Source organism: Blastococcus sp. CT_GayMR16, assembly GCF_004570875.1.
Classification (GTDB): Bacteria; Actinomycetota; Actinomycetes; order Mycobacteriales; family Geodermatophilaceae; genus Blastococcus_B.
Genome location: NZ_SPQK01000005.1, coordinates 23,119 through 47,658 on the forward strand (window position 1 = coordinate 23,119; position 24,540 = coordinate 47,658).

The following is a 24,540-nucleotide window of genomic DNA, read 5'->3' on the forward strand; positions in this document are numbered from 1 at the left end:
GATGAGCCCGTGCCCACCGAGAGCCCGACCCGGACCACTCCGCTGCCGGCCGACCGGTTCCTGAACCGGGAGCTGTCCTGGCTCGACTTCAACGCGCGGGTCCTGGAGCTCGCCGAGGACGACACCCTGCCGCTGCTGGAGCGGGTGAAGTTCCTGGCGATCTTCGCGAGCAACCTCGACGAGTTCTACATGGTGCGCATCGCGGGCCTGAAGCGCCGCCAGACGACCGGTCTCACGGTCCGGTCACCCGACGGCCTGACCATCCGCGAGCAGCTCGAGCTCGTCACCCAGCGGACCCAGGACCTCGTCCAGCGGCAGGCAGAGGTGTTCATCAAGGACATCACCCCGCGGCTCGAGGACGCCGGCATCCGGATCGTGCACTGGGAGGACCTGGCCGACGACGACGCCCGGCGGCTGCGCGAGTACTTCCGCGACCAGGTGTTCCCGGTGCTGACGCCCCTGGCGGTCGACCCGGCGCACCCCTTCCCCTACATCAGCGGCCTGTCGCTGAACCTCGCAGTGAGCGTCCGCGACCCCGACTCGGGTGTCGCCCACTTCGCCCGTGTGAAGGTCCCGAACAACGTGCCGCGGTTCGTGCAGGTGGGTCCGGTCGCGGAGACGGCGACCTTCCTCCCGCTCGAGGACCTCATCGCCGCACACCTGCCGGCGCTCTTCCCCGGTCTCGACGTCGTGTCCCACCACCTGTTCCGGGTCACCCGCAACGCCGACCTGGAGGTGGAGGAGGACCGCGACGAGGACCTGCTGCAGGCCTTGGAGCGCGAGCTCGCCCGGCGCCGGTTCGGTCCCGCCGTCCGGCTCGAGGTGACCGAGACGATGGACCCGCAGATCCTCGAGGTCCTGCTGTCGGAGATGGAGATGAAGCCGCACGACGTCCTCCAGGTCCCCGGCCTGCTGGACCTGTCCGCACTCTGGGCCCTCTACGCCCTCGACCGGCCCGAGCTCAAGGACGAGCCGTTCGTGCCGGCGACCCACCCGCGCCTGTCGGACGGCGAGACGCCCAAGAGCGTCTTCGCGACCCTGCGCGAGGGCGACGTGCTGCTCCACCACCCGTACCACTCGTTCGCCACCAGCGTGCAGCGGTTCATCGAGCAGGCTGCCGCCGACCCGAACGTGCTGGCGATCAAGCAGACGCTCTACCGCACCTCGGGCGACTCCCCCATCGTCACCGCGCTGATCGAGGCAGCCGAGGCCGGCAAGCAGGTCGTCGTCCTGGTGGAGATCAAGGCGCGGTTCGACGAGGAGGCCAACATCACCTGGGCCCGCTCGCTGGAGCGCGCCGGGTGCCACGTCGTCTACGGACTGGTCGGCCTCAAGACCCACTGCAAGACCGCGCTCGTGGTCCGGCGGGAGCACGGGGTGCTGCGCCGCTACTGCCACATCGGCACGGGCAACTACAACCCGAAGACCGCCCGGCTCTACGAGGACCTCGGCATCCTCACCGCCGACCCGCGGGTGGGGGCCGATCTCACCGACCTGTTCAACACCCTCACCGGCTACTCCCGGCAGACGAACTACCGGACCCTCATGGTGGCGCCGCACGGCGTCCGCGCGGGGCTGATCGAGAAGATCCGCCGCGAGGCCCGGCACGCGGGCGAGGGCAAGCCCTCGGGCATCCGGTTCAAACTGAACTCGCTGGTCGACGAGCGCATCACCGACGCCCTCTACGAGGCATCGGGCGCGGGCGTCCCGATCGACCTGCTGATCCGCGGCATCTGCGCGCTGCGCCCGGGGGTGCCCGGGATGTCGGAGAACATCCGGGTGCGGTCGATCGTCGGCCGATTCTTGGAGCACTCGCGGGTGATGTCGTTCGTCAACGACGGGGACCGGGAGTTCTGGATCGGGAGTGCCGACCTGATGCACCGCAACCTCGACCGCCGGGTCGAGGTCCTGCTCCGGGTCTGCGACGAGTCCGCCCGCGCCGAGCTGCACCGGATCCTCGAGGCCGCCCTGGACCCGGACGTCCGCTGCTGGGAGCTGGGCAGCGACGGGGCCTGGACCCATCAGGACGGGCAGGACTTCCAGGCCGCGATGCTGGAGCGTGTCGGTGAGCTCACCGCCTGACCGGATCGTCGCGGCGGCCGGCGGCGCGGTGTGGCGGCACGCCCCGGACGGCGGCACGGAGGTCGCGGTGGTGCACCGCCCCCGCTACGACGACTGGTCGCTGCCCAAGGGCAAGCTCGACGCGGGTGAGCACGCGCTCGCCGCGGCGGTGCGCGAGGTCGTCGAGGAGACGGGGCTCGAGGTCGACGCCGGGCGGCGCAGCGTGCAGACCTGCTACGCCGTCCCCGAGGGCACCAAGCGCGTCGACTACTGGCTGATGCAGGCAGTCGGCGGAGACTTCGAGCCCAACGACGAGGTCGACGAGCTGCGCTGGCTGCCGATCTCCGTGGCCGGGGAGCTCTGCTCGCACCAGCAGGACCGGGACGTGCTGACGGACCTGGCGCGGACCGACGTCCCCCGCACGCCCACGCTGCTCCTGGTCCGGCACGGCCGGGCCGGGAACCGCTCGGACTGGGACGGTCCCGACGACCTGCGGCCGCTCGACCAGCGGGGCCGGGCGCAGGCCCAGCGGCTGGCCGAGGCCCTGCCGGTCTTCGGCCCGACGGCGGTGCTCTCGGCCCGGCGGACCCGGTGCGAGCAGACCGTCGCCCCGCTCGCCGAGGGCCTCGGGATCCCGGTGGCCGCCCTTCCCGAGCTCGGGGAGGAGGAGTTCTCGGCCGACCCCCAGGCCGGGATGGTCGCGATCGAGCGGCTGCTGACGCCTCGGACGGACCCGGGCGTGGTCGTCGTCTGCAGCCAGGGCGGGGCGATCCCGTCGGTGCTCATGGCCCTCGGCGTGCGCGCCGAGGGCGACCGGCTCTACCCGCCGTCGGCCAAGGGCAGCGTCTGGGTACTGGGCGGCCGGGCCGGTGCGCTGAGCGCGGACTACTACCGCAACTTCGACCCCGACCCGGAGGCGCCGGCACTCAGATGACGGGAAGCGCCTTCGGGAGGAACGACGGCCGGCGCGCCTCGAACGCCTCGATGTCGGGCAGGTTCCGCTCGGTCAGCCCGACGTCGTCGAGTCCCTCCAGCAGTCGCCAGCGGGTGTACTCGTCGGTCCGGAACGGCACGGTCACGCCCTGTCCGCCCCCGGGGGAGTAGGTGACCTGCTGGGCCTGCAGGTCGACGGTCACGGGCAGTGCGGGCTCGGCCTCGACCGCGGCCCAGAGCGCCTCGACCTCCGGCTGCGGCAACAGCACCGTGAGCAGCCCCGACTTGGTCGAGTTGTTGCGGAAGATGTCGGCGAACCGGGAGCTGATGACGACGCGGAAGCCGCCGTCCAACAGCGCCCAGCACGCGTGCTCGCGCGAGGAGCCGGTGCCGAAGTCCGGTCCGGCCACGAGGATCGAGGCGCCGGCACACTGGGGCTGGTTCAGGACGAAGTCGGGCTCGTTCGTCCGCCAGGCCTTGAACAGGCCGTCCTCGAAGCCCGAGCGGGTGATCCGCTTGAGGTACTCCGCGGGGATGATCTGGTCGGTGTCGACGTTCGACCGCCGCAGCGGGGCGGCGGTGCCGGTGTGGGTGATGAACGCGTCCATATTCAGAACTCCAGGGTCAGACTTCGACAGTCGTCAGGTCGGCGGGGGCGGTGAGCTTGCCGGTGAGTGCGGTCGCGGCGGCCACGGACGGCGACACCAGGTGGGTGCGGCCGCCCTTGCCCTGACGGCCCTGGAAGTTGCGGTTGCTGGTGGACGCCGAGCGCTCCCCCGGCTTGAGCTGGTCGGGGTTCATGCCCAGGCACATCGAGCAGCCGGCGCCGCGCCACTCCGCACCCGCGTCCAGGAACACGCGGTCCAGGCCCTCGGCCTCGGCCTGCGCCTTCACCCCCACCGAGCCCGGCACGACGAGCATCCGGGTGTCGGGGTCGATGTGCTTTCCGCGCAGCAGCTCGGCGGCGACCCGGAGGTCCTCGATCCGGCCGTTGGTGCAGGAGCCGACGAAGACGGTGTCGACCTTGATCTCGCGCAGCGGGGTGCCCGCGGTCAGGCCCATGTAGGCCAGCGCCTGCTCGACGTCGCGGCGCTCGTCCTCGTCGGCGAAGTCGGCCGGGTCGGGGACGCTGCCGGTGAGTGGCAGCCCCTGTCCGGGGTTCGTGCCCCAGGTGACGTACGGCGTCAGCAAGGACGCGTCGATGTGCACCTCGCGGTCGAAGACGGCGTCCTCGTCGGTCTGCAGCGTCGTCCAGTACGCGACGGCGGCGTCCCAGTCCGCCCCCTGCGGGGCGTGCGGGCGGCCCTGCAGGAAGTCGAACGTGGTCTGGTCGGGGGCGATCAGGCCCGCCTTGGCGCCGGCCTCGATCGACATGTTGCAGATCGTCATCCGCGCCTCCATCGACAGCTTCTCGATGGCGCTGCCGCGGTACTCGATGACGTGGCCCTGGCCGCCGCCGGTGCCGATCCGGGCGATGACGGCCAGGATGACGTCCTTCGCCGAGACGCCGGGCGGCAGCTCGCCGTCGACGGTCACGGCCATCTGCTTCGGCCGGTACTGCGGCAGGGTCTGGGTGGCCAGCACGTGCTCGACCTCGCTGGTGCCGATGCCGAACGCGAGCGCGCCGAACGCCCCGTGGGTGGAGGTGTGGCTGTCACCGCAGACGATCGTCATGCCCGGCTGGGTCAGCCCGAGCTGCGGACCGATGACGTGCACGATGCCCTGGTCGCGGTCGCCCATCGGGGCGAGCCGGATGCCGAACTCTCGCGTGTTCTTCCGCAGCGCCTCGATCTGCGCACGGCTGACCGGGTCGGCGATGGGGCTGAGGATGTCGAGGGTCGGGACGTTGTGGTCCTCGGTCGCCATGGTGAGGTCGGGACGGCGGACCGTGCGGCCCGCGGCCCGGAGGCCGTCGAACGCCTGCGGGCTCGTGACCTCGTGCACGAGGTGCAGGTCGATGTAGAGCAGGTCGGGCTCGCCGTCGGCGCTGCGCACCACGTGGGCGTCGTAGACCTTCTCCGCCAGGGTCTTCGGCACTGTTCTTCCCCTCAGCCGGCAAATCTCGCGCAGTTGAAATCTCATAGTGTGAGATGCGAGTATTGCTGTGTGGGACAGCCTAACCCCGTTGCCGTGTTGGACAAAGCGGTGTCGATTCTCCGCGCCGTCGCCGACGAGCCGGCCACGCTCGCCGAGCTGGTCAGCCGCACGGGCCTGCCCCGGGCCACCGCGCACCGGCTCGCCGTGGCGCTCGAGGGGCACCGGCTGGTCCGGCGCACCGCCGAGGGCGCGTGGGCGCCGGGGCCGGCGCTCGGCGAGCTCGGGCGCGAGGGGGCCGACCTGGCCGATCTCGCCGCCCGGCACCTGGTGGTGCTGCGCGACGTCAGCGGGGAGAGCGCCCAGTTCTACGTGCGCGACGGCGCCACGCGCGTCTGCATCGCCGCGGCAGAGCGCACGAGCGGGCTGCGCGACACCGTGCCGGTCGGCGCCCGGCTGCCCATGACGGCCGGGTCCGCAGCGCACGCGCTGCTCGCCTTCACCCCCGCCGACGAGGTCACGCGCCTGCTGCCGTCGGCCAGCTTCACCGCCCGCACCCTGCTCGAGGTCCGCCGCCGCGGCTGGGCGCACAGCGTCGCCGAGCGCGAACCCGGCGTGGCCTCGCTCTCGGCTCCCGTGCGCGACATCTCCGGCGCCGTCCTCGGTGCGGTGTCGATCTCCGGTCCGGTGGAGCGGCTGGGCCGCCGCCCCGGCCCGGAGATCATCGGCGCCGTCCTCGACGCGGCCGCCGCGATCTCCCGCGCCGCGCGCTGAGCCCCTTCCCCGTGCCGGGCCGCCGGCGTACACACGCCCCATGACTGCCACCGACAACTACCGGGGCATGGCCCGGATCGCCGAGCCCGGGGAAGGTGTCGGACTCGACGAGCTCGCCCTCGCCGCCCGCAACCACGGCATGCCGCTGGAGGCGCTCCGCTACGACGTGACCCCGCCGGGGCTGCACTACGTCCTGACCCACTACGACATCCCCGCGGTCGAGCCCACGTCGTGGCGGCTGGAGATCGGCGGCGCCGTCGAGCGACCCCTGAGCCTCTCGCTCGGAGAGCTCCAGAGCCGGCCGAGCGTCACCTCCCGGGTGCTGCTCGAGTGCGCCGGCAACGGGCGGGCCCGCCTCGAGCCGCGCCCGGTCAGCCAGCCCTGGCTGCTGGAGGCGGTGGGCACCGCCGAGTGGACGGGCACGCCGCTCGCCCCGCTCCTGGAAGAGGCCGGTCTGTCCTCCGAGACCGTCGACGTCGTCTTCACCGGCGCCGACCACGGCGTGGAGCGCGGCGTCGAGCAGGACTACGCACGAGGTCTCCCCCTCGCCGAGGCGATGCGGCCGGAGACGCTGCTGGTGTGGGCGATGAACGGCGCGCCGCTGCCGCCGCAGCACGGCGCTCCCCTGCGCCTCGTCGTCCCCGGCTGGTACGGGATGGCGCAGGTGAAGTGGCTGACCCGGGTCGACGTCGCGACCGAGCCGTTCACGGGGTTCCAGAACGCCACCGCGTACCGGCTGAAGGTCGACTCCGACGAGGACGGCGAACCGGTGACGCGCATCCGGCCGCGGTCGCTGCTCGCCCCGCCCGGTTGGCCGGACTTCATGACCCGGGAGCGCTACCTCCGGTCCGGGCCGGTCACCCTGTCGGGCCGGGCCTGGTCCGGCCGGGCGCCCGTCACCCAGGTGGAGGTCAGCACCGACGGCGGGAACTCCCGGGGTCTCGCCGAGCTGGCGCCGGCCGATCCGGCCGCCCCGTTCGCCTGGCGGAGCTGGCGCTTCGGGTGGGACGCCCGGCCCGGCCGCTACCAACTGCTCACCCGGGCGACCGACGAGGTGGGCCGCCAGCCGGTCGAAGCCGAGTGGAACCGCCAGGGGCTGGCGAACAACCTGGTCCAGCGCGTGCCCGTCACCGTCCAGGAGTAGGGCCCCGTCCGGCCCTACGATCCGCGAGTGTCCCGGAGAACCGTCGGCGTGACGGTCACGGTGCGCACGGCTCTCTTGCCGGCCCGAGGCACCAGAGGGTGCAGTCGGGATCTGTCGTTTTCGAGGTCGCCCGCGCGGATTTCACGCGGCTGCACTATTCCCTGGGCACGACGATCCCTGGGCACGACGAGACGTGCGCCGGGAACGAGCTATGCACCATCGTTGCCACCGCGCAGGGAATGGATCATCCGCTGCAGGATCCGGAACGCGCCTGACTGCTCGGTCTCGGTCATGCCGACCAGCATTCTGACCTCGACGGACCGGACCGCCACGGTCGCCTTCGCGAGGCTCCGTCGGCCGCGAGGCGTGAGCCGCGCGGGCAGAACCTTCCCGACGGGTGCCTCCGCAGGCCTGGTCACGTAGCCCTCTCGTTCGAGGGCCTGGAGCAGCACGTTCATCGACTGCCGTGTCACGAACGCGCCGCGCGCGAGCTCGGAGTTCGACAAGCCCGGTCGTTGAGCCAGCAGTTCGAGGCAGGAGTAGTGCGTCACGCTCATCCCGAGCGGCCGCAGCACCTCCTCCATGGCTGCGCGGAGGGCGCTCGAGGCCTCTTTCAGCAGGTAGCCCAGTGACGTCTCCAGGTCGACGCCGGCACCGTCTTGACTCATGTCAGTATTCTGACATACATTGGCCCGTGTCAGAAACCTGACACAAAAGAAGGAGCATCATCATGCCCGCCACCGGCCCCGACTTCATCTCGCTCCAAGCGCGCGACCTCGACGCTTCGCAGGCGTTCTACGAGCAGTACCTCGGCCTCGTCCGCTCGCAGGCCGGACCTCCGCACGCCGTCGTCTTCGAGACGAAGCCGATCGCGTTCGCACTTCGCGACCTCGTTCCCGGCACCGATCTCGCCTCAGTTGCCCAGCCCGGCATCGGTGCCGCGATCTGGCTCCACGCCACAGACGTCCAGGCCACTCACGATGCTCTCGTCGCCGACGGTCACACCATCGTCTCCGCACCGATCGACGGCCCGTTCGGTCGGACATTCACCTTCGCCGACCCCGACGGCTACCAGATCACCCTCCACGACCGCGCCTGATGGGGCTCATCGCAGTCGTGGGTGCGGGGCCGGTCGGGTCGTCGAGCCCGACCAGTGGTGTCGGCGGTGCGGCTGCGAAGGAGCGCCGCGGGACACGGTGACCCGTCGGCTGGCGCCGCCAGCACCAGCGGCTCACCGCCGCACTCGGCTCAGCCGTGCCAGTAGCCCTCGGCCCAGCCCCCGTCCCCGGCCGGGTCAGCGCGTCTCCTCGGGTGCCTGCTCGGGCTTCGTCTCGACGACGATCGGCCGCAGCCGCGACCACAGGGCGAAGGCCGCCGCGAAGACGATCATGGCGAGGCCGACCCAGAGGTTGGCGTTGAAGCCGTCGGTCTTCTCCAGGGCGGCCTCGCCGTTGTCGACCAGGCCGACGACGACCAGGACGACGCCGTAGAAGCCGATCAGGGCCGCGATGACGTTGCGGACGTCGAACGCGCCGGCCGCGTGCTTCGTCCCGGTCTCGGTACCTCCGGTCGATGTGCTCATCGAAGTGCCTCCTGGCTCAGCGGAAGATGACGTTCAGGATGATGACCATGACCAGCGAGATGCCGGCCAGCTTCGTCGGCGACCGGTACCACGGCAGCAGGTGCGCCTCCGGGTCGGTGCGCTGCTCCTTCGGCGTCTCCGAGTAGACCAGCCCGGCAAGCTCCGAGGCCGGCTTGGGCTGGGTCACCTGGGTGACGATCACGCTGACGACGATGTCGACGACGAATGCGGCACCGGCCGCCACAAAGCTGGCGCCCTGGCCCCCGAGCGGGATGACCCCGAGGGACGTCGCACCGAACGCGTCCTCGCTCAGCAGCGCGACGGTGACGGCGGCGAGCGTGCCCGAGACCAGGCCCGTCCAACCGGCGGTCGGCGTCATCCGCTTCCAGAACATGCCGAGGATGAACGTGGCGAACAGCGGCGCGTTGAAGAACCCGAACAGCGTCTGCAGGTAGTCCATCAGGTTGGTGTAGCCCGAGGCGATCAGCGCCGTGCCGATGGCGATGACCGTGGCGCCGACCGTCGCCCATCGACCCACCTTCAGGTAGTAGTCGTCGGGCCGGTCCTTCTTCACGTACTGCTGCCACAGGTCGTAGCTGAAGACGGTGTTGAAGGCGGAGATGTTGGCCGCCATGCCGGCCATGAACGCCGCCAGGAGCCCGGCCAGCGCGACGCCGAGCAGGCCATTGGGCAGGACGTCGCTGACCAGGTACAGGATCGAGTTGTTGTAGTCGAAGTCCGGGTTCCCCGACGCCTTGGCCTCGACGACCTCCGGCACGAGGACCGTGGCGATGATGCCGGGGATGACCACGATGAACGGCACGAACATCTTCGGGAAGGACCCGATGATCGGTGTCGCGCGGGCGGCCGAGATGGAGTGCGTGGCCATGGCCCGCTGCACCTCGACGAAGTTCGTCGTCCAGTAGCCGAAGGACAGGACGAACCCCAGACCGAAGACGATGCCGACGACCGACCAGAACGGGCTCTCGAAACCCGTCAGGTTCGTGGCGGGCCAGGACGACAGCATGTCCTCGTTGCCCGCTTCGGTGACCTTGTCGATCAGCCCGCCGACGCCGCCCACCCGGTGCAGGCCGATGAGGGTCAGCGGCACGAGCGCGGCGACGATGACGAAGAACTGCAGGACCTCGTTGTAGATGGCGGCCGACAGTCCGCCCAGGGTGATGTAGCTGAGCACCACGATCGCCGCGATGATCAGCGAGACCCAGAGCGGCCACCCCAGCAGCAGCTCGACGATGTGCGCCAGCAGGTAGAGGTTGATGCCGGCGATCAGGATCTGCGCGACGGCGAAGCTGATGGCGTTGACCAGGTGCGCCCCGGTGCCGAACCGCCGGCGCATGAACTCCGGGACGCTGCGGACCTTCGACCCGTAGTAGAAGGGCATCATCACGATGCCCAGGAAGAGCATCGCCGGCACCGCGCCGATCCAGAAGTAGTGCATGGTCGCCATGCCGAACTGGGCCCCGTTGGCCGACATGCCGACGATCTCGACCGCGCCCAGGTTGGCGGAGATGAACGCCAGGCCGGTCACCCAGGCCGGCAGCGACCGGCCGGACAGGAAGAAGTCGAGGCTGTCGGAGACCCGCCGTCGGGCGGCGAACCCGATTCCCAGGACGACGCCGAAGTACGCAGCGACGAGCGCGTAGTCGACGAAGTTCGCGTCCAGCTGCAGTGCGTCGTCCATCGGGATCCTCTTCTCGGAGTCGGTCAGGCCAGCCGTCGCGCCCCGGCGGACGGGACGGTGACGAAGATGCGGGGCGCGGGGTGTCCCTCGCGCTCGAAGCGGGTGGCGACCGCGGCGGTGACCGCGTCGACGGCGTCGGCCTCGACCAGCGCGATGGCGCTGCCGCCGAACCCGCCACCGACCATCCGGGCGCCGTGCGCGCCGGCCGCGAGGGCCGCCTCCACGCAGGCGTCCAGCAGCGGGATCGAGACGTCGAAGTCGTCGCGGAGGGACGCATGGCCGGCGGTGAGGACCGGCCCGATCGCGCGCGGGTCGGCGTCCTCGCGCAGCGCGGCGACCACCTCCAGGACGCGGGCGTCCTCGGTGACGACGTGCCGCGCCCGGCGCAGCAGCACGTCCCCCTCCGGGGTGCCGTCGGCGAGGACGGCGAGACCGGCGACGTCGTCCACCTCGCGCAGCAGCGCGACGCCCAGCCGGTCGGCCGCCGCCTCGCACTCGCGACGGCGGTCGCCGTAGCCGCCCTCGGCGTGGTCGTGGGTGGTCCCCGAGTCGATCACCAGGAGGGCCAGTCCCACCGCGGCCAGCGCGAAGGGCACCTGCTCGCTGGTGCGCTCGCGGGTGTCCAGGAACAGGGCGTGCTCGGCGGTGCACAGCAGCGACGCCGACTGGTCGAGGATGCCCGTGGGGGCGCCGACGAAGTCGTTCTCCGCCCCCCGGGCCAGCTCCACCAGGTCCTGCCGGCGCAGCTCGGGGGCGGCGAGGTCACCGAGGGCCAGCGCCACCGAGCAGGTGAGCGCGGCCGACGACGAGAGGCCCGCCCCCACCGGGACGTCGGTGTCGACGAGGATGCTCACTCCCCCGGCCAGGCGGTCGCGCAGACCCACCACGACACCCGCCGGGTATCCCGCCCAGCCCTCGGGGTGACCGGGCCTCAGCTCGGCGAGGGCGATCTCGACCGCCTTCTCCGGGTGCTGCATGGAGCCGAGCGCGACCAGCCCGTCGTTCCGCCGGGCCACCGCGGCCCGCGTGGTGTGCGGCAGCGCCACGGGCAGCACGTACCCGCCGTTGTAGTCGGTGTGCTCACCGATCACGTTCACCCGGCCCGGGGCGGCCCACACGCCCTCGGGCTCCGTGCCGAACAGGTCGCTGAACTCGTGCGCCACGCGTTCGGCCGCGGTCACGCCACGACCACGCTTCGCAGCTGCTCGGCGACGTCCTCCGGGTTGGTGTCGGTGATGAACGCCCCCATCCCGGACTCCGAGCCGGCGAGGTACTTCATCTTCCCGGGCGCCCGCAGCAGCGAGAACAGCTGCAGGTGCAGCCACCAGTCCTCCCGGCCCTCGCGGACCGGCGCCTGGTTCCAGGAGGCGATGTAGGGCATCGGACGGTCGAACCGGCGCGCGAAGCGGGCGAGCACGTCGAGGTACACGTCGACGAAGGCGTCGCGCTCCTCCTCGCTCAGCGCCGGCAGGCCGGGCACCTTCCGCACGGGGAACAGCTGCACCTCGTAGGGCCAGCGGGCGGCGGCCGGCACGAAGGCCGTCCAGTGCTCGTTGCTGCCGACGACGCGCGGACCGGACCGTTCGGCCGCGACGACGTCTGCGAACAGGTCCCGCCCGGTCCGCTCGCGGTGCCGCCGGGCGGACGCCAGGATCTTCTCCACCCGCGACGGGAGGTAGGGATAGGCGTAGATCTGGCCATGGGGGTGGGACAGCGTGACCCCGATCTCCTCCCCGTGGTTCTCGAACGGATAGACGTACTCGACGCCGTCGATGGCGCCGAGGGCCTCCGTGCGGTCCGCCCACACGTCGACGACCAGGCGCGCGCGGTCGGGTCCGAGGTCGGCGAAGACGCGGTCGTGCTCGTCGGTGAAGCAGACGACCTCGCACCGGCCGAATCCGGGGCGGAGCTCGGCCACCGGGTCACCCGGCGCCGACGGAGGCACGTCCCGCTCGACTCCCGTCGCCAGGGACGGGAAGCGGTTCTCGAAGACCACCACCTCGTAGGAGCTCTCGGGGATCTCGGTGGGGCGCCCGGGGCGGGACGGGTCCAGCGGGCACTCGTCGGCCGGCGGCAGGAAGGTGCGCGACTGCCGGTGCGAGGCGATGGCCACCCACTCCCCCAGCAGCGCGTCCCAGCGCAGCTGCGAGTGCGTGGCGACCGGAGGGAGGTCTCGTGGATCCGTCGCGTCGCGCGCCACCGGCTCGCGGTCGAAGTACAGGATCTCCCGGCCGTCTGCCAAGCGGCGACTCGTCCGGATCACGGCGAGACGCTATCGCCAGCAGTGATCATCGGGCCACTCGGTGCCGGAACGGCGAGAGCCCCCGGCCCGTGGGCGCCGGGGGCTCTCGTGCGTGGTAGCCCCGAAGGGATTCGAACCCTCGCTACCGCCGTGAGAGGGCGGCGTCCTGGGCCGCTAGACGACGGGGCCGAGCTGTGCTCCGGAGAAGATTCTGCCACGGCGCCCGGCCGGAACGGCGAGAGCCCCCGGCCGGTGGCCGGGGGCTCTCGACTGCTGTAGCCCCGAAGGGATTCGAACCCTCGCTACCGCCGTGAGAGGGCGGCGTCCTGGGCCGCTAGACGACGGGGCCGTGCTGCGCAGCCGGGAAACTCAGCTGCGGAGGCGTGCATCTCAGGACCGATGCTGCCTCGCTGGGGTACCAGGACTCGAACCTAGACTAACGGAACCAGAAACCGTCGGGCTGCCAATTACCCCATACCCCATGGGTGGCACCTCGCGGCGCCGCAGAAGACGATACCCGACGGGCCGACGGCGGCGAGCACCCACCCCGGGCAGGCGGGTCAGCCCGCGGCGACCGGATACGGGGTCCCCGGCGTCCGCAGGTTCACGGCCGCAGTGTGCGTCTCGGGGCACGACCGCCGCCGCGACCTGCCCACCAGCACGACGTAGGCGCCCATGGTCGCAAGGCTCACGAGCAGGAACAGCAGCCCGGTGCCGTCCGGGACCTGCTCGGTGGCGACCCCCTCCCCCAGCGCCCCGGCGAGGATGAACACGATCACGTTGTTGGCCGCGTGCAGGACGATCGCCGCCTCCAGCCCGCCGGTCAGCCAGACCACCGCCGAGGCCGCCAGGCCGAACGCGAACCGGTCGAGGAAGGTGGGCACGTCCGGGGGCAGGTGCGCGGCGGAGAACAGGGCGGCGGTGACGACGCCGGCGACCACCGCACCGACGGCGGGGCGCCGTACCCATGCGGCGATCGCCTGGCTCAGGTACCCGCGGAACAGGTACTCCTCCGCGGCCGACTGCAGCGGCGTGGTGAGCAGGACCACCAGCAGCAGCCAGCCGAACGAGGCGACCGGCCCGGTGACCTTCTCCTCGCCGAGGAGGAACCCGCCCAGGACCGACAGCCCGATCCCGGCACCGAGGGTGACCAGGGCGATCAGCGAGTACGGCAGCAGCAGCCGCCAGCGCAGGCGGGCCAGCACCGAGGAGGACCAGCTCCGGCTCATGGAGTGGGCGGTGATCCAGGCCAGCCACACCACCGGGATGGCGACGATCAGCGAGAGGTTGGTGAACAGCAGCGTCCACGGGTCGACCAGGTCGAGCTGCGCGTAGTCGGGGCCGACCCCGGTGGCCAGGGTGAGGACGACGACGACGGTCGCGGCCACCACGTAGACGACGCCGAGGAGCAGCAGACCGAGCAGGGGCCGCCACCACGACCAGTCCCGTGACCGCATGGCGAGCAGATAGGGCTGCGGGACGTCGTGCGGCGGCGTGCCGGGCGGCGGTGCCCAGTGCACAGCAGGCAGAGGTGGAGGCGGCGGCGGCGCGGGCTGCCACCACAGCACCGGCCCCGGAGCCGTCCACCCGTACGCCGGCCCGCGTTCCCACGGTTCCGGCCGGCGGGTCGGGGGCGGTCCCCAGTACGGCTCGTCGCCCGCCCCGGGCCAGGTCATCCGGCGGTCGGCCGCTCGGTCAGCGCCCGGGCGGCGGCCAGGCGGTCCAGGGTGCGCTCACGGCCGAGCAGCTCCATCGACTCGTAGAGCGGCGGGGAGACCGTGCGGCCGCTGACGGCCACGCGCACCGGGCCGAACGCCTGGCGGGGCTTGCGGCCGAGCCCCTCGACCAGGGCGGCCTTGAGCGCCTCCTCGATCGCGGGCGTCGACCACTCGGGCAGCTCCCGCAGGACCGCGGTCGCCGCGTCGAGGATCTCGGCGTCCTCGGGCCGCAGGTTCTTGGCCGCGGCGGCCTCCTCGACCTCGACCTCGTCGACGAACAGGAAGCGGAGCAGGCCAACGGCGTCGGACAGCACGATCATCCGCTCCTGGGCCAGCGGGGCGATGGCCTCGAGGATCCGCCGCTGCTCGGCGGTCGGGGGTTCGCCGACCAGCCCGGCGGCGGCGAGGAACGGGAGTACCCGGGTGATGAAGTCCTCGAGCGGCAGGGCCCGCAGGTGGGTGGCGTTGATCGCCTCGGCCTTCTTCAGGTCGAAGCGCGCGGGGTTGGCGCTCACCCGCGTGACGTCGAACGCCTCGACCATCTCCGCCAACGAGAAGATGTCCCGGTCCTCGGCGATCGACCAGCCGAGCAGCGCCAGGTAGTTCCCGAGCCCCTCGGGCAGGAAGCCCCGCTCGCGGTAGATGTCGAAGTTCGCCTGCGGGTCTCGCTTGGAGAGCTTCTTGGTGCCCTCGCCGGTGACGTAGGGCAGGTGGCCGAACCGCGGGGTGCCGGAGGCGACGCCGATGTCGGTCAGCGCCGCGTACAGGGCGAGCTGCCGCGGCGTCGAGGGCAGCAGGTCCTCGCCACGCAGGACGTCGGTGATGCCCATCAGGGCGTCGTCCACGGGGTTGACGAAGGGGTACAGCGGCGCGCCGTTGCCCCGGACGAGCACGAAGTCGGGGACGGACCCGGCGGCGAAGCGGATCTCGCCACGGACGAGGTCGGTCCACACGATGTCCTCGTCGGGCATCGTCAGCCGCAGCACCGGCTGCCGGCCCTCGGCCCGGAAGGCGGCCTTCTGCCCGTCGGTGAGGAACCGGTCGTGGTTGTCGTAGCCGAGCTTGGGATCCTGGCCGGCGGCGAGCCGGCGCGCGTCGACCTCGTCGTTGGTCGAGAACGACTCGTAGGCGTGCCCCGTGGCGAGCAGCTTGGCGGCCACCTCGCGGTAGATCTCGGAGCGCTCCGACTGCCGGTACGGGCCGTGCGGGCCCCCGACCTCGGGGCCCTCGTCCCAGTCCAGCCCGAGCCAGCGCATGCAGTCGAGCAGGTGCCGGTAGGACTCCTCGGAGTCGCGGGAGGCGTCGGTGTCCTCGATCCGGAAGACGAGGGCGCCACCCGTGTGCCGTGCGTGCGCCCAGTTGAACAGGGCCGTCCGCATCAGGCCGACGTGCACCATCCCGGTCGGGGACGGGCAGAAGCGGGTGCGGACATCGCTCATCGCGCGCCGCCGGCGGTGGACACGGCCTCGGCGGCGGTGACGGTGTTGCTCAGCGTGCCGAGTCCCTCGATCGTCACGTCGACCCGCTGGCCGGGCCGGATGGGCCCGACGCCCGATGGCGTGCCGGTCAGCACGACGTCGCCGGGGAGCAGGGTCATGACCTGCGAGATGTAGGAGATCAGGGTAGGGACGTCGAAGATCAGCTGGCTGGTGCGGCCCTGCTGGCGGGGCTCGCCGTCGACTGTGCAGGTGACCTCGAGGTCGGCCGCGTCGAGACCGAGGCCGGGGAGGTCGGTCTCGATCCACGGCCCGATCGGGCAGAAGGAGTCGAAGCCCTTGGCGCGGGTCCACTGCCCGTCGCTCTTCTGCATGTCCCGCTCGGTGACGTCGTTGCCGATCGTGTAGCCGAAGATGCTCACCGTCGCCTGCTCCGGCGTGACGTGACGGGCCCCGCGGGCGCCGATGACCACGGCGAGCTCCGCCTCGTGATGGACGTTGGTGCTGCCCGGCGGGATGCGGATCGCGTCGCCCGGGCCGATCACCGAGGTGGACGGCTTGAGGAAGAGCAGGGGCTCCTTCGGGGCGTCGCCGGTGTTCATCTCGGCGATGTGCGCCGCGTAGTTCTTGCCGACGCAGACCACCTTGCTCGGCAGGATCGGCGAGAGGAGCCGGACGTCGGCCTGCGCGTAACGGCCCCCCGTGAAGGAGATGCGGCCGAAGGGATGGCCCTCGATCTGGGCCACCTGGCCGTCCCCGTCGAGAACGCCGAAGGACATGCCCTGAGGTGAGGCGAAACGGACGATGCGCACGTCCACGAGGTTAGTCGGGTGCGTTTCCTGCCTACCCTGCCCGTCATGGCCTGCCGCTTCTCCGAGCTCGTCGTCGACTGCCGCGACCCCGAGGCCCTGGCCGCGTTCTGGGCCGCCGTCCTGGACTACCGGGTGCTCTCCCGCGAGGAGGGAGCGGTGGAGATCGGTCCTGAGGCGGGCTTCGGCGGTCCGGCCCCGACGCTGGTCTTCGGCCCGGTCGACGACCCGACACCCGGCAAGCTCCGCCTCCACATCGACGTCAACCCCACCGACCGCGACCAGGACGCCGAGCTGGAACGCCTCCTCGGTCTCGGGGCGACGCCTGCCGACGTCGGACAGACCGGGAACGAGAGCTGGCACGTGCTGGCCGATCCCGAGGGCAACGAGTTCTGCCTCCTCCGCCGGCGGCTCGAGCCCTGACTCAGGGGTTGAACTCGCGCTCCGGCGCCACGTCGATGTCGAGGAGCAGTGGGGCGTCCATGTCGCGCAGCCGGGGCAGGACGTCGTCGAGCACCTCGAGCAGTTCCTCGTAGCTGCTGATCCGCCGCGCCGGGCAGCCCAGGGCCGTGGCCAGCGCCGACAGCCGGACCTCCGGGAAGCTCGGCCAGGGCGCCTTGCCGCCGGCCCGCTCCGCCAGCTTGTCCATGATCGCGTAGCCGCCGTTGGCGAACACGAGAAACAGGGTGCCGACGCCGTAGTTCGCCGCCGTCCACAGCGACTGGACGGCGTACATGGACGACCCGTCGCCGAGGATCGCGATGACCGGGCGGTCGGGCCGTGCCATCCGGACGCCGATCGAGGCGGGCATGCCGAACCCGAGGCCGCCCATGGCGACGCCGAGGTATCCCAGCGCCTCGCGCGCGGGCACCATCTCCTCGAGCACCTGCCGGGTCGAGGGCGTCTCCTCGACGATCACGGTGTCGCGGTCGGTGCGCTCGGCCAGCAGCGCGAACACGTGCGGCGCGCGCATCGGCTCGCCGGGACCGGGCGGCGGCACGGTCGGCACCACGCGGGGCGCGCTGCCGGAGGGCTCGCGGGGGGTGACCCGCTCGGCCAGCGCGGCGCAGAAGCCCTCGGGATCGGTCAGCACCGCGAGGTCCGCCGGGCTGCGGTGCACTTCAGCCGGGTCCTGGCTGATCTCCACGATCCGCACGCCGTCGGCGACGAACGGGCCCGGCTCGTACGGGTACTGCCGGAAGACCGGGGCGCCGACGACCAGGACGACGTCGTGGCCCTCGAGCGCCCCGCGGAGCCGGCCGCGGGCCGCGGGCAGCAGCCCCTGGTAGTTGGGGTGGTCCTGGGGGAAGCCGGCGCGCGCGCCGAAGGCCTCCTGGCGGACCGGGGCGTCGAGCCGCTCGGACAGCGCGACCAGCGCGGCCCGCGTGCCGGTGGTGTCGGCCCCGGCACCGACGACGAGCAGCGGGGACCGCGCGCCGTCCAGCAGGCCGGCCACCTCGGCGAGGGTGGCCGCGTCGACACCGGGGCGTCGGCGCACCTGCGCCGGGGCCGCGACCGGGCCGGTGGCCGTCATCGGCTGCGCCCAGTCGTCCATCGGGACGATCACGATCGCCGGTCCGCGCCCGGTGATGGCCTCCTGGTACGCGCGGGCGATGGCGCCGGGAACGTCCTGGGCCGTGACCGGCTGGTTGACCCAGACCGGGTAGTCGCCGGCCAGGCCCTCGAGGCGCCCCGTGAGGAACGGCTCGAGGGCCAGGTGCCGACGGTCCTGCTGGCCCACCAGGACCACCAGGGGTGCCCGGTTGACCCGGGCGGTGGCCAGTGCCCCGACGGCGTTGCCGAGGCCGGCCGTTGTGTGCAGGTTCACCAGGGCCGGGCGCTCGTTGGCGATCGCCCAGCCGGTGGCGATCCCGACGACGGAGCCCTCGTGCAGGGCCAGGACGAACCGGATGTCGTCCGGCAGCCCGGTGAGGAAGGGCACCTCCGTGGAGCCGGGGTTGGCGAAGATCGTCGTCAGCCCCAGCCGGCGGAAGACGTCGAAGGTGACGTCCCGGACCGTCGTCGGATCAGCCACGGGTCAGTCGGTCGCCATCAGCGCGTCGACGTCGGCCTGCTCCTCGGTGATCCCGAAGTCCTGCATCAGCTCGGCCACGGTCTCCACCGACTCCACGTTGATCTCCTCGGGGAACGAGGGGAGCGCGATCGCCTCGGCCGCCGCGGGCGGGACCTGGGTGTAGGTCAGGATGATGCGCCGGACCTCGTCCGGGTTCGCCTGGGCGTAGGCCAGGGACTCCTGCATGGCGGCCTGGAAGTCGTCCACCAGGTCGGGGTCCTCCTGCAGCATCTGCTCGGTGGTGAAGTAGCAGGCCACCGTCAGGTTCTCGATCGGCTCGGCGAACGGGGCGAGCACGGAGCGAGCACCCTGACCCTTCGAGACGGTCAGGAACGGCTCGACCACCCACGCGGCGTCGACATTGCCGCCGGCCACCGCAGCGGGCATCTCGGGGAACGGGAGCTCGACGAACTCGACGTCCGACGGGTCGCCACCGGCGTCCTCGATCGCCTTCCGGATGGTGACCTCACCGATGTTCTTGAGGTTGTTCACCGCGACCGTCTGGCCCACCAGGTCGGCGGCCGACTGGATCGGGCTGTCCCCCGGCACGACGACGCCGGAGAAGTCGGTCGCCGGGTCACCCGTGGAGGAGACACCGTTGGCCACGATGCGCAGCGGCAGGCCCTGCGAGCCCGCGAGCAGCACCGAGGTCACGTTGCCGAAGGAGAAGTCGTAGTCCCCGGACACGACACCGGGGACGGCTGCCGCGCCGCCGGAGCCGGGGACCAGCTCGACGTCGATGTTGCGGTCCTCGAAGAAGCCCTGCTCGACCCCGAGGTAGATCGGGGCGACGTCGACGATGGGGATCACGCCGACGCGGATCGAGCGGACCTCCTCGGAACCGCCGCCTCCGCTGCCACCGCTCGAGGAGTCATCGGAACTGTCGCCACCGCAGGCGGCGAGGGTGGTGGCCAGCGCCAGGGCGGCGGTGGTGGCGAGCAGACGACGCATGAGGGCTCCTTTGCCGAGCGAACGCCCGGTCATCGGTGATCGAGTGTCGTGTTCGCATTGCGAACACATGTTCACCCAATGAACCTAAGGCGTGCTCCAAGTCACGTCAAACGGGCCTTCCGGGACGTGACGAGACCGTGACCAAGGCTCAGCCGGAGACCGCCGGGCGGTGCAGGACGGCGTAGGTCAGCGCGTCCACCAGCGCGTGCCACGAGGCCTCCACGATGTTGTCGTGCACCCCCACGGTGGTCCACTCCCCCACCCCGTCGGTCGAGCTGATGAGCACCCGCGTCGTCGCGCTCGTGCCGCCCTTCCAGCCGAGGATGCGCACCTTGTAGTCGGCGAGGGAGACCTGGGCGAGGTGCGGGTGGCGGCTGACCAGCGCCTGGCGCAGCGCGTTGTCCAGAGCGTTGACGGGCCCGTTCCCCTCGGCGGTGGTGATGATCCGCTCGCTTCGGCCGTGCTCGTCGAAGATGTGCACCTTCACCGTCGCCTCGCTGACCACGACCCCGTTGCCCCAGTGCTCGACGGAGGTCTTGTAGCTCTCCAGCTCGAACAGGGGCGCGGGTGCGCCCGGCAGCTGGGCGCGCAGCATCAGCTCGAACGACGCGTCGGCCGCCTCGAAGGACCAGCCGTCGGCCTCCAGCACCTTCACCTGGTCGACCACCCGGCCGATGGCGTCGGCCTGCCCCGCGAGGTCGACGCCGAGCTCGCGGCCCTTCAGCTCGATGGAGGCCCGGCCGGCCATCTCCGTGACCAGGATGCGCATGTCGTTGCCCACGACGGCGGGGTCGAGGTGGTTGTAGAGCTCGGGGCTCACCTTGATCGCGCTGGCATGCAGCCCGGCCTTGTGGGCGAACGCCGAGGCACCGACGAACGGCTGGTGGTCGTCAGGGGCGATGTTGGCGAGCTCGGCGATGGCGTGGCTGACCCGCTGCAGCTCCGGCAGGCACTCCGCCGGCACCACGGGCAGTCCCATCTTCGTGACCAGGTTGCCGATCAGGGAGAAGGTGTCGGCGTTGCCGGCCCGCTCGCCGTAACCGTTCGCCGTCCCCTGCACGTGGGTGACGCCGGCCTCGACGGCGGCCAGCGAGTTGGCGACGGCGCACCCGGTGTCGTCCTGGCAGTGGATGCCGAGCCGGCCGGAGACCCGGGCCCGGACGTCGGTGACCACGCGGCCGATACCGGTCGGGAGCATGCCGCCGTTGGTGTCGCAGAGGACGCCGACCTCGGCCCCCGAACCGAACGCCGCCTCCAGCACGCGGATGCCGTAGTCGGGGTCGTGGGAGTAGCCGTCGAAGAAGTGCTCGCAGTCGAGGAAGACCCGGCGGCCGTGCCCCACGAGGAAGGCGACCGTGTCGGCCACCATCGCGAGGTTCTCCTCCAGCGTCGTGCGCAGGGCATCGCGGACGTGCCGGACGTCGGACTTCGCCACCAGGCACACCACCGGCGTCTCCGCCTCGAGCAGTGCCCGCACCTGCCCGTCGTCCTCGACCCGGACGCCGGCCTTGCGGGTCGCCCCGAACGCGACCAGCTGGGCGTGCTTGAGCGACAGCTCGGTGCGTGCCCGCGAGAAGAATTCGGTGTCCTTCGGCAGCGCGCCCGGCCACCCGCCCTCGATGAAGCCGACGCCGACCTCGTCCATCAGCCGGGCGACGGCGAGCTTGTCGGCCACGGAGTAGCTGACGCCCTCACGCTGGGCGCCGTCGCGCAGGGTGGTGTCGAAGACGTGGAAGTCGGTTCCGTCGACAGGGTCGGTGCTCATGGGTTCTCCCGGGTGCGGTGGCCTTCGGCCCGAACACGAAAAAGACCCCCCGGGTACGGGAGGTCTGCGCGCAGTCGGGGAGGGGACTGCGCGCTAGCTGATGATGATCGTGCCGGTGGTGTGCATCGGGTCCATGAAAGCACGCACATCGGAGCTGTGACGGCACGAGGTCCGCGGAATTCGGGCGACGCGGCCTCGCCCGGCCTGGTACCCCACTCCGGTGATCGCCTCCGACTGGACCCCGGTGCACCGCGCGGACGGCGAGCACGTCGGCTACCTCGTGCCCGACGGCGCGCCGGACCTCGTGCTGCCGATGACCCTCGTCGGGTCGCCGCTGGGCCCTCCTACCGGTCCCGACGTGGCCCGGGCCGACCTCGTCGAACGGGGGCTGAGGTACCTCGACCGGCGGTGGTGGTGCCGGCTCCCGGCGCAGCTCCCCGGCGGTGTGCTGCCGGCCGGCAGCCCCCTCCCGGGGTGGGACTGGCGCCCCGTCCTCCTCGTGGAGGTCTCCCCCGGCGGTTGCCGGGTGCGCCCGGAGTGGCCACCGCCCGAGGAGCTCACCGCGCCGGCCCTCTGCAGGGTCCCGTCGCCAGCTTGCGAGCGGCGGGGGGCAGAGGGTCCTTTCTCAACCGCTGGCGAGCGCCGCGAGCCGGTCGCCGACGTCGGTCGTGCGGACCGGCCCCTGCGGTGAGCGCGTGGAGAGGTCGAAGGCCACGGCGGCGTTGACCTTCTTCGCCTGGTCGGTGCGTCCGAGATGGTCGAGCAGCAGCCCGATGGAGAGCACGGTCGCCGTCGGGTCGGCGATCCCCTGACCGGCGATGTCGGGGGCCGACCCGTGCACCGGCTCGAACATGCTCGGGTTCGTCCCGGAGACATCGAGGTTGCCGCTGGCGGCCAGCCCGATGCCGCCGGTCACCGCTGCCGCGATGTCGGTGACGATGTCGCCGAAGAGGTTGTCGGTGACGATCACGTCGTAGCGGCCGGGGTCGGTGATGAAGAACATCGAGGCGGCGTCGACGTGCTGGTAGGCGACGGTGACCTCGGGGAACTCCGGCGCCACCTCCTCGACGGTGCGCGACCAGAGCCCGCCGGCGTGGGTGAGCACGTTGGTCTTGTGGATCAACGTGAGGTGCTTGCGCGGCCGGGCGACGGCCCGCTCGAACGCGTAGCGCACGACGCGCTCGACACCGAACGCGGTGTTGAGCGAGACCTCGGTGGCCACCTCGTGCGGGGTGTCCTTGCGCAGCACGCCGCCGTTGCCGACGTAGGGCCCCTCGGTGCCCTCGCGGATGCAGAGCATGTCGATGGCGCCGGGGTCGGCCAGCGGACTGCGCACGCCGTCGTAGAGCTTGGCCGGGCGCAGGTTGACGTGGTGGTCCAGCTCGAACCGCAGCCGGAGCAGCAGCCCGCGCTCCAGGATCCCCGGTGGCACACCGGGGTCGCCGATCGCGCCGAGCAGGATCGCGTCGTGCTGCCGGAGCTCCTCGATCACGGTGTCCGGCAGCAGTTCGCCGGTGTGCTGCCAGCGCGTGGCGCCGAGGTCGTAGTGGTTGCTCTCGATGTCGGGAGCAACCTCCCGGAGGACCTTCAGGCCCTCGGCCACCACCTCGGGACCGATTCCGTCACCCGCGATCACTGCCAGCCGCATGACGAACGACCCTAGGTCAGACGGTGTGGAGGTCTGCGGCCCGGGCCTCGCGGGCACCGATCCGGCCCGCGATGTCGCCCAGCAGCTCCGCCGGCACCTGACCGTCGACGGTGACCGCCATGAGTGCCTCGCCGCCGCGGGTGGTGCGGCTGACCTGGGCCCCGGCGATGTTCACCCCGGCCTCCCCGAGCGCCGCGCCGACAGTGCCCACGACACCCGGGCGGTCGGTGTAGATGAAGAACAGCAGGTAGCCCGAGAGGTCCAGGTCGATGTCGAACCCGTCGACCTCGGTCAGCTTCGGCACCTGGTTCTTGCCGAAGAGCGTGCCGGACACGGTCACCGCGGTGCCGTCGGCCATGGCGCCGCGCACGGTGATCAGGTTGCGGTAGTCGGGGCTCTCGACGTCGCTGGACAGCGACACCTCCAGGCCGCGCTGGTCGGCCAGCAGCGGGGCGTTCACGTAGGTCACCTGCTCCTCGACGACGTCGGAGAAGACGCCCTTGAGGACGGCGAGCTGCACCACGGAGACGTCGAACTCGGCGATCTTGCCGCGCACCTCGACGTTCACCGACTGGGCGAGCCCCCCGGCGACGGCGGTGAACACCCGGCCGAGCTTCTCGGCCAGCGGGAGGCCCGGGCGGACGTCCTCCGCGACGACCCCACCGGCCTGGACGTTGACCGCGTCCGGGACGAACTCGCCCTGCAGCGCGAGCCGCACCGAACGGGCCACGGCCGTGCCGGCCTTGTCCTGCGCCTCGGTCGTCGACGCGCCCAGGTGCGGCGTGACGACCGTGTTCGGCAGCCCGAACAGCGGGCTGTCGGTGGTGGGCTCCTTGGCGTAGACGTCGAGGCCCGCGGCGCCGACCTGGCCGGACCGGAGTGCGTCGGCCAGCGCGGCCTCGTCGACCAGACCGCCACGGGCGGCGTTGACGATGATGACGCCCTTCTTGGTGGTGGCCAGCTCCGCGGCGCCGATCAGGCCCAGGGTCTCGGGGGTCTTCGGCAGGTGGATGGTGATGAAGTCCGACTCGCGGAGCAACTCGTCCAGGGGGACCAGCCGGACGCCGAGCTGCGCGGCCCGGCCGGGCTGGATGTAGGGGTCGTAGGCGATCAGCGTGACGCCGAAGGCCGCCAGCCGCTGCGCCACCAGGACGCCGATGCGCCCGAGGCCGACGACGCCGACGGTCTTGTCGGTGACCTCCACGCCCATGAACTTCGAGCGCTTCCAGGCGCCCTCGCGCAGCGAGGCGTCGGCGGCCGGGATCTGCCGGGCGGCGGCAAGGAGCAGGGCGACGGCGTGCTCGGCAGCGCTGACGATGTTCGACGTGGGCGCGTTCACCACCATGACCCCGCGCTCGGTGGCGGCCGGGACGTCGACGTTGTCCAGCCCGATGCCCGCGCGCGCGACCACCTTGAGGTTCGGCGCCGCTGACAGTGCCTCGGCGTCGATCTGCGTGGCGCTGCGGATCATCACCGCGGCCGCCTCGGCGAGCGCGGGGAGCAGCGCCGCACGGTCGGCGCCGTCGACGTGCCGGATCTCGACGTCGTCGCCGAGCACCTCCAGGACGCTCGGGGCGAGCTCTTCGGCGATCAGGACGACGGGCGGAGTCCCCGGCACGATGGCGGTCACAGGGCGACAGCCTAGGAGCGCGCCCGGAACGTCTCGA

Annotated in this window: 22 protein-coding genes and 3 tRNA genes; 7 read left to right on the forward strand and 18 right to left on the reverse strand. The window is 71.9% G+C overall.

The genetic code is table 11. From position 1 onward, the window contains the following. Positions 1-9 precede the first annotated feature (9 nt). Together E4P38_RS07855 and E4P38_RS07860 are read left to right on the forward strand one after the other, a co-directional pair. Positions 10-2,082 (forward strand): RNA degradosome polyphosphate kinase, encoded by a 2,073-nt coding sequence (locus E4P38_RS07855; protein ID WP_245160877.1) that lies wholly within the window; start codon positions 10-12, stop codon positions 2,080-2,082. Continuing rightward, on the forward strand, positions 2,066-2,995 hold the full coding sequence (locus tag E4P38_RS07860) for an NUDIX hydrolase (RefSeq protein ID WP_245160878.1): 930 nt from the start codon (positions 2,066-2,068) through the stop codon (positions 2,993-2,995). Before E4P38_RS07855 ends, E4P38_RS07860 begins: the two co-directional genes overlap by 17 nt. Here E4P38_RS07860 and leuD read toward each other — a convergent pair. Together leuD and leuC are read right to left on the reverse strand one after the other, a co-directional pair. Next, entirely contained in the window at positions 2,988-3,602 is a 615-nt protein-coding gene (gene leuD, locus E4P38_RS07865) for a 3-isopropylmalate dehydratase small subunit (RefSeq protein WP_135131229.1), read from the reverse strand. The two genes, E4P38_RS07860 and leuD, sit on opposite strands and share 8 nt — an antisense overlap. A 16-nt stretch (positions 3,603-3,618) precedes the next feature. Next, positions 3,619-5,031 carry a 3-isopropylmalate dehydratase large subunit gene (leuC, locus tag E4P38_RS07870; protein ID WP_135131230.1) on the reverse strand — a complete coding sequence of 471 codons (1,413 nt, stop codon included), beginning with the start codon at positions 5,029-5,031 and terminating at the stop codon, positions 3,619-3,621. A 69-nt stretch (positions 5,032-5,100) separates the two neighbouring features. On the opposite strand from leuC, the gene E4P38_RS07875 reads away from it, so the two are divergent. Continuing rightward, positions 5,101-5,802, forward strand: coding sequence for an IclR family transcriptional regulator (locus E4P38_RS07875; RefSeq protein WP_135131231.1), 702 nt, complete (start codon positions 5,101-5,103; stop codon positions 5,800-5,802). Between the two features lie 40 nt (positions 5,803-5,842). Beyond that, positions 5,843-6,946, forward strand: a complete 1,104-nt coding sequence (locus E4P38_RS07880) for a sulfite oxidase (protein ID WP_135131232.1) — start codon at positions 5,843-5,845, stop codon at positions 6,944-6,946. A 209-nt stretch (positions 6,947-7,155) separates the two neighbouring features. On the opposite strand, the gene E4P38_RS07885 is transcribed toward E4P38_RS07880, so the two are convergent. After that, positions 7,156-7,614, reverse strand: coding sequence for a MarR family transcriptional regulator (locus E4P38_RS07885; protein WP_135131233.1), 459 nt, complete (start codon positions 7,612-7,614; stop codon positions 7,156-7,158). A 62-nt stretch (positions 7,615-7,676) separates the two neighbouring features. Between E4P38_RS07885 and E4P38_RS07890 the strand changes: the two genes are divergently transcribed. Beyond that, positions 7,677-8,045, forward strand: coding sequence for a VOC family protein (locus E4P38_RS07890; RefSeq protein ID WP_135131234.1), 369 nt, complete (start codon positions 7,677-7,679; stop codon positions 8,043-8,045). Between the two features lie 195 nt (positions 8,046-8,240). Here the strand turns inward: E4P38_RS07890 and E4P38_RS07895 are convergent, their stop codons facing one another. The 10 genes from E4P38_RS07895 to E4P38_RS07940 form a co-directional block, all read right to left on the reverse strand. Beyond that, positions 8,241-8,528, reverse strand: a complete 288-nt coding sequence (locus tag E4P38_RS07895) for a hypothetical protein (RefSeq protein ID WP_135131235.1) — start codon at positions 8,526-8,528, stop codon at positions 8,241-8,243. A 16-nt stretch (positions 8,529-8,544) separates the two neighbouring features. Beyond that, positions 8,545-10,230: a sodium:solute symporter family protein gene (locus E4P38_RS07900; protein ID WP_135131236.1), complete on the reverse strand. Its 1,686-nt coding sequence runs from the start codon at positions 10,228-10,230 to the stop codon at positions 8,545-8,547. A 23-nt stretch (positions 10,231-10,253) separates the two neighbouring features. Continuing rightward, positions 10,254-11,411 carry a galactokinase gene (gene galK, locus E4P38_RS07905; protein WP_135131237.1) on the reverse strand — a complete coding sequence of 386 codons (1,158 nt, stop codon included), beginning with the start codon at positions 11,409-11,411 and terminating at the stop codon, positions 10,254-10,256. After that, a complete protein-coding gene (galT, locus tag E4P38_RS07910) occupies positions 11,408-12,493 on the reverse strand; it encodes a galactose-1-phosphate uridylyltransferase (RefSeq protein WP_135131238.1) in 1,086 nt (361 codons plus the stop codon). Before galT ends, galK begins: the two co-directional genes overlap by 4 nt. A 92-nt stretch (positions 12,494-12,585) precedes the next feature. Next, positions 12,586-12,661: transfer RNA gene (locus E4P38_RS07915), tRNA-Glu, on the reverse strand. 87 nt (positions 12,662-12,748) lie between these two features. Then, positions 12,749-12,821: transfer RNA gene (locus tag E4P38_RS07920), tRNA-Glu, on the reverse strand. A 61-nt stretch (positions 12,822-12,882) separates the two neighbouring features. Continuing rightward, positions 12,883-12,954 (reverse strand) — tRNA-Gln (locus E4P38_RS07925). A 78-nt stretch (positions 12,955-13,032) separates the two neighbouring features. After that, the gene (locus E4P38_RS07930; RefSeq protein WP_167760492.1) at positions 13,033-13,992 is read right to left on the reverse strand and encodes a CPBP family intramembrane glutamic endopeptidase; all 960 of its coding nucleotides are present in this window, start codon (positions 13,990-13,992) and stop codon (positions 13,033-13,035) included. Positions 13,993-14,144: 152 nt separating this feature from the next. Beyond that, on the reverse strand, positions 14,145-15,629 hold the full coding sequence (gltX, locus tag E4P38_RS07935) for a glutamate--tRNA ligase (RefSeq protein ID WP_135131240.1): 1,485 nt from the start codon (positions 15,627-15,629) through the stop codon (positions 14,145-14,147). Further along, a complete protein-coding gene (locus E4P38_RS07940; RefSeq protein ID WP_135131241.1) occupies positions 15,626-16,438 on the reverse strand; it encodes a fumarylacetoacetate hydrolase family protein in 813 nt (270 codons plus the stop codon). The genes gltX and E4P38_RS07940 overlap by 4 nt, the downstream gene beginning before the upstream one ends. Before the next feature lie 18 nt (positions 16,439-16,456). On the opposite strand from E4P38_RS07940, the gene E4P38_RS07945 reads away from it, so the two are divergent. Further along, complete coding sequence (locus E4P38_RS07945) at positions 16,457-16,858, forward strand: VOC family protein (protein ID WP_245160880.1); 402 nt, start codon at positions 16,457-16,459, stop codon at positions 16,856-16,858. Between the two features lies 1 nt (position 16,859). Here the strand turns inward: E4P38_RS07945 and E4P38_RS07950 are convergent, their stop codons facing one another. The 3 genes from E4P38_RS07950 to cimA all read right to left on the reverse strand — a co-directional run bounded on the left by E4P38_RS07950 (position 16,860) and on the right by cimA (position 21,225). Then, a complete protein-coding gene (locus tag E4P38_RS07950) occupies positions 16,860-18,470 on the reverse strand; it encodes a thiamine pyrophosphate-dependent enzyme (RefSeq protein WP_135131242.1) in 1,611 nt (536 codons plus the stop codon). 3 nt (positions 18,471-18,473) lie between these two features. Further along, positions 18,474-19,460, reverse strand: a complete 987-nt coding sequence (locus E4P38_RS07955; RefSeq protein WP_135131243.1) for an ABC transporter substrate-binding protein — start codon at positions 19,458-19,460, stop codon at positions 18,474-18,476. Between the two features lie 148 nt (positions 19,461-19,608). After that, positions 19,609-21,225, reverse strand: a complete 1,617-nt coding sequence (cimA, locus tag E4P38_RS07960; RefSeq protein ID WP_135131244.1) for a citramalate synthase — start codon at positions 21,223-21,225, stop codon at positions 19,609-19,611. Between the two features lie 220 nt (positions 21,226-21,445). On the opposite strand from cimA, the gene E4P38_RS07965 reads away from it, so the two are divergent. Continuing rightward, positions 21,446-21,916: a hypothetical protein gene (locus E4P38_RS07965; protein WP_135131245.1), complete on the forward strand. Its 471-nt coding sequence runs from the start codon at positions 21,446-21,448 to the stop codon at positions 21,914-21,916. Here the strand turns inward: E4P38_RS07965 and E4P38_RS07970 are convergent. Together E4P38_RS07970 and serA are read right to left on the reverse strand one after the other, a co-directional pair. Beyond that, positions 21,851-22,873 (reverse strand): 3-isopropylmalate dehydrogenase, encoded by a 1,023-nt coding sequence (locus E4P38_RS07970; protein ID WP_135131246.1) that lies wholly within the window; start codon positions 22,871-22,873, stop codon positions 21,851-21,853. The two genes, E4P38_RS07965 and E4P38_RS07970, sit on opposite strands and share 66 nt — an antisense overlap. 16 nt (positions 22,874-22,889) lie before the next feature. Beyond that, on the reverse strand, positions 22,890-24,503 hold the full coding sequence (gene serA / locus E4P38_RS07975) for a phosphoglycerate dehydrogenase (protein WP_245160881.1): 1,614 nt from the start codon (positions 24,501-24,503) through the stop codon (positions 22,890-22,892). Between the last annotated feature and the right edge of the window lie 37 nt (positions 24,504-24,540).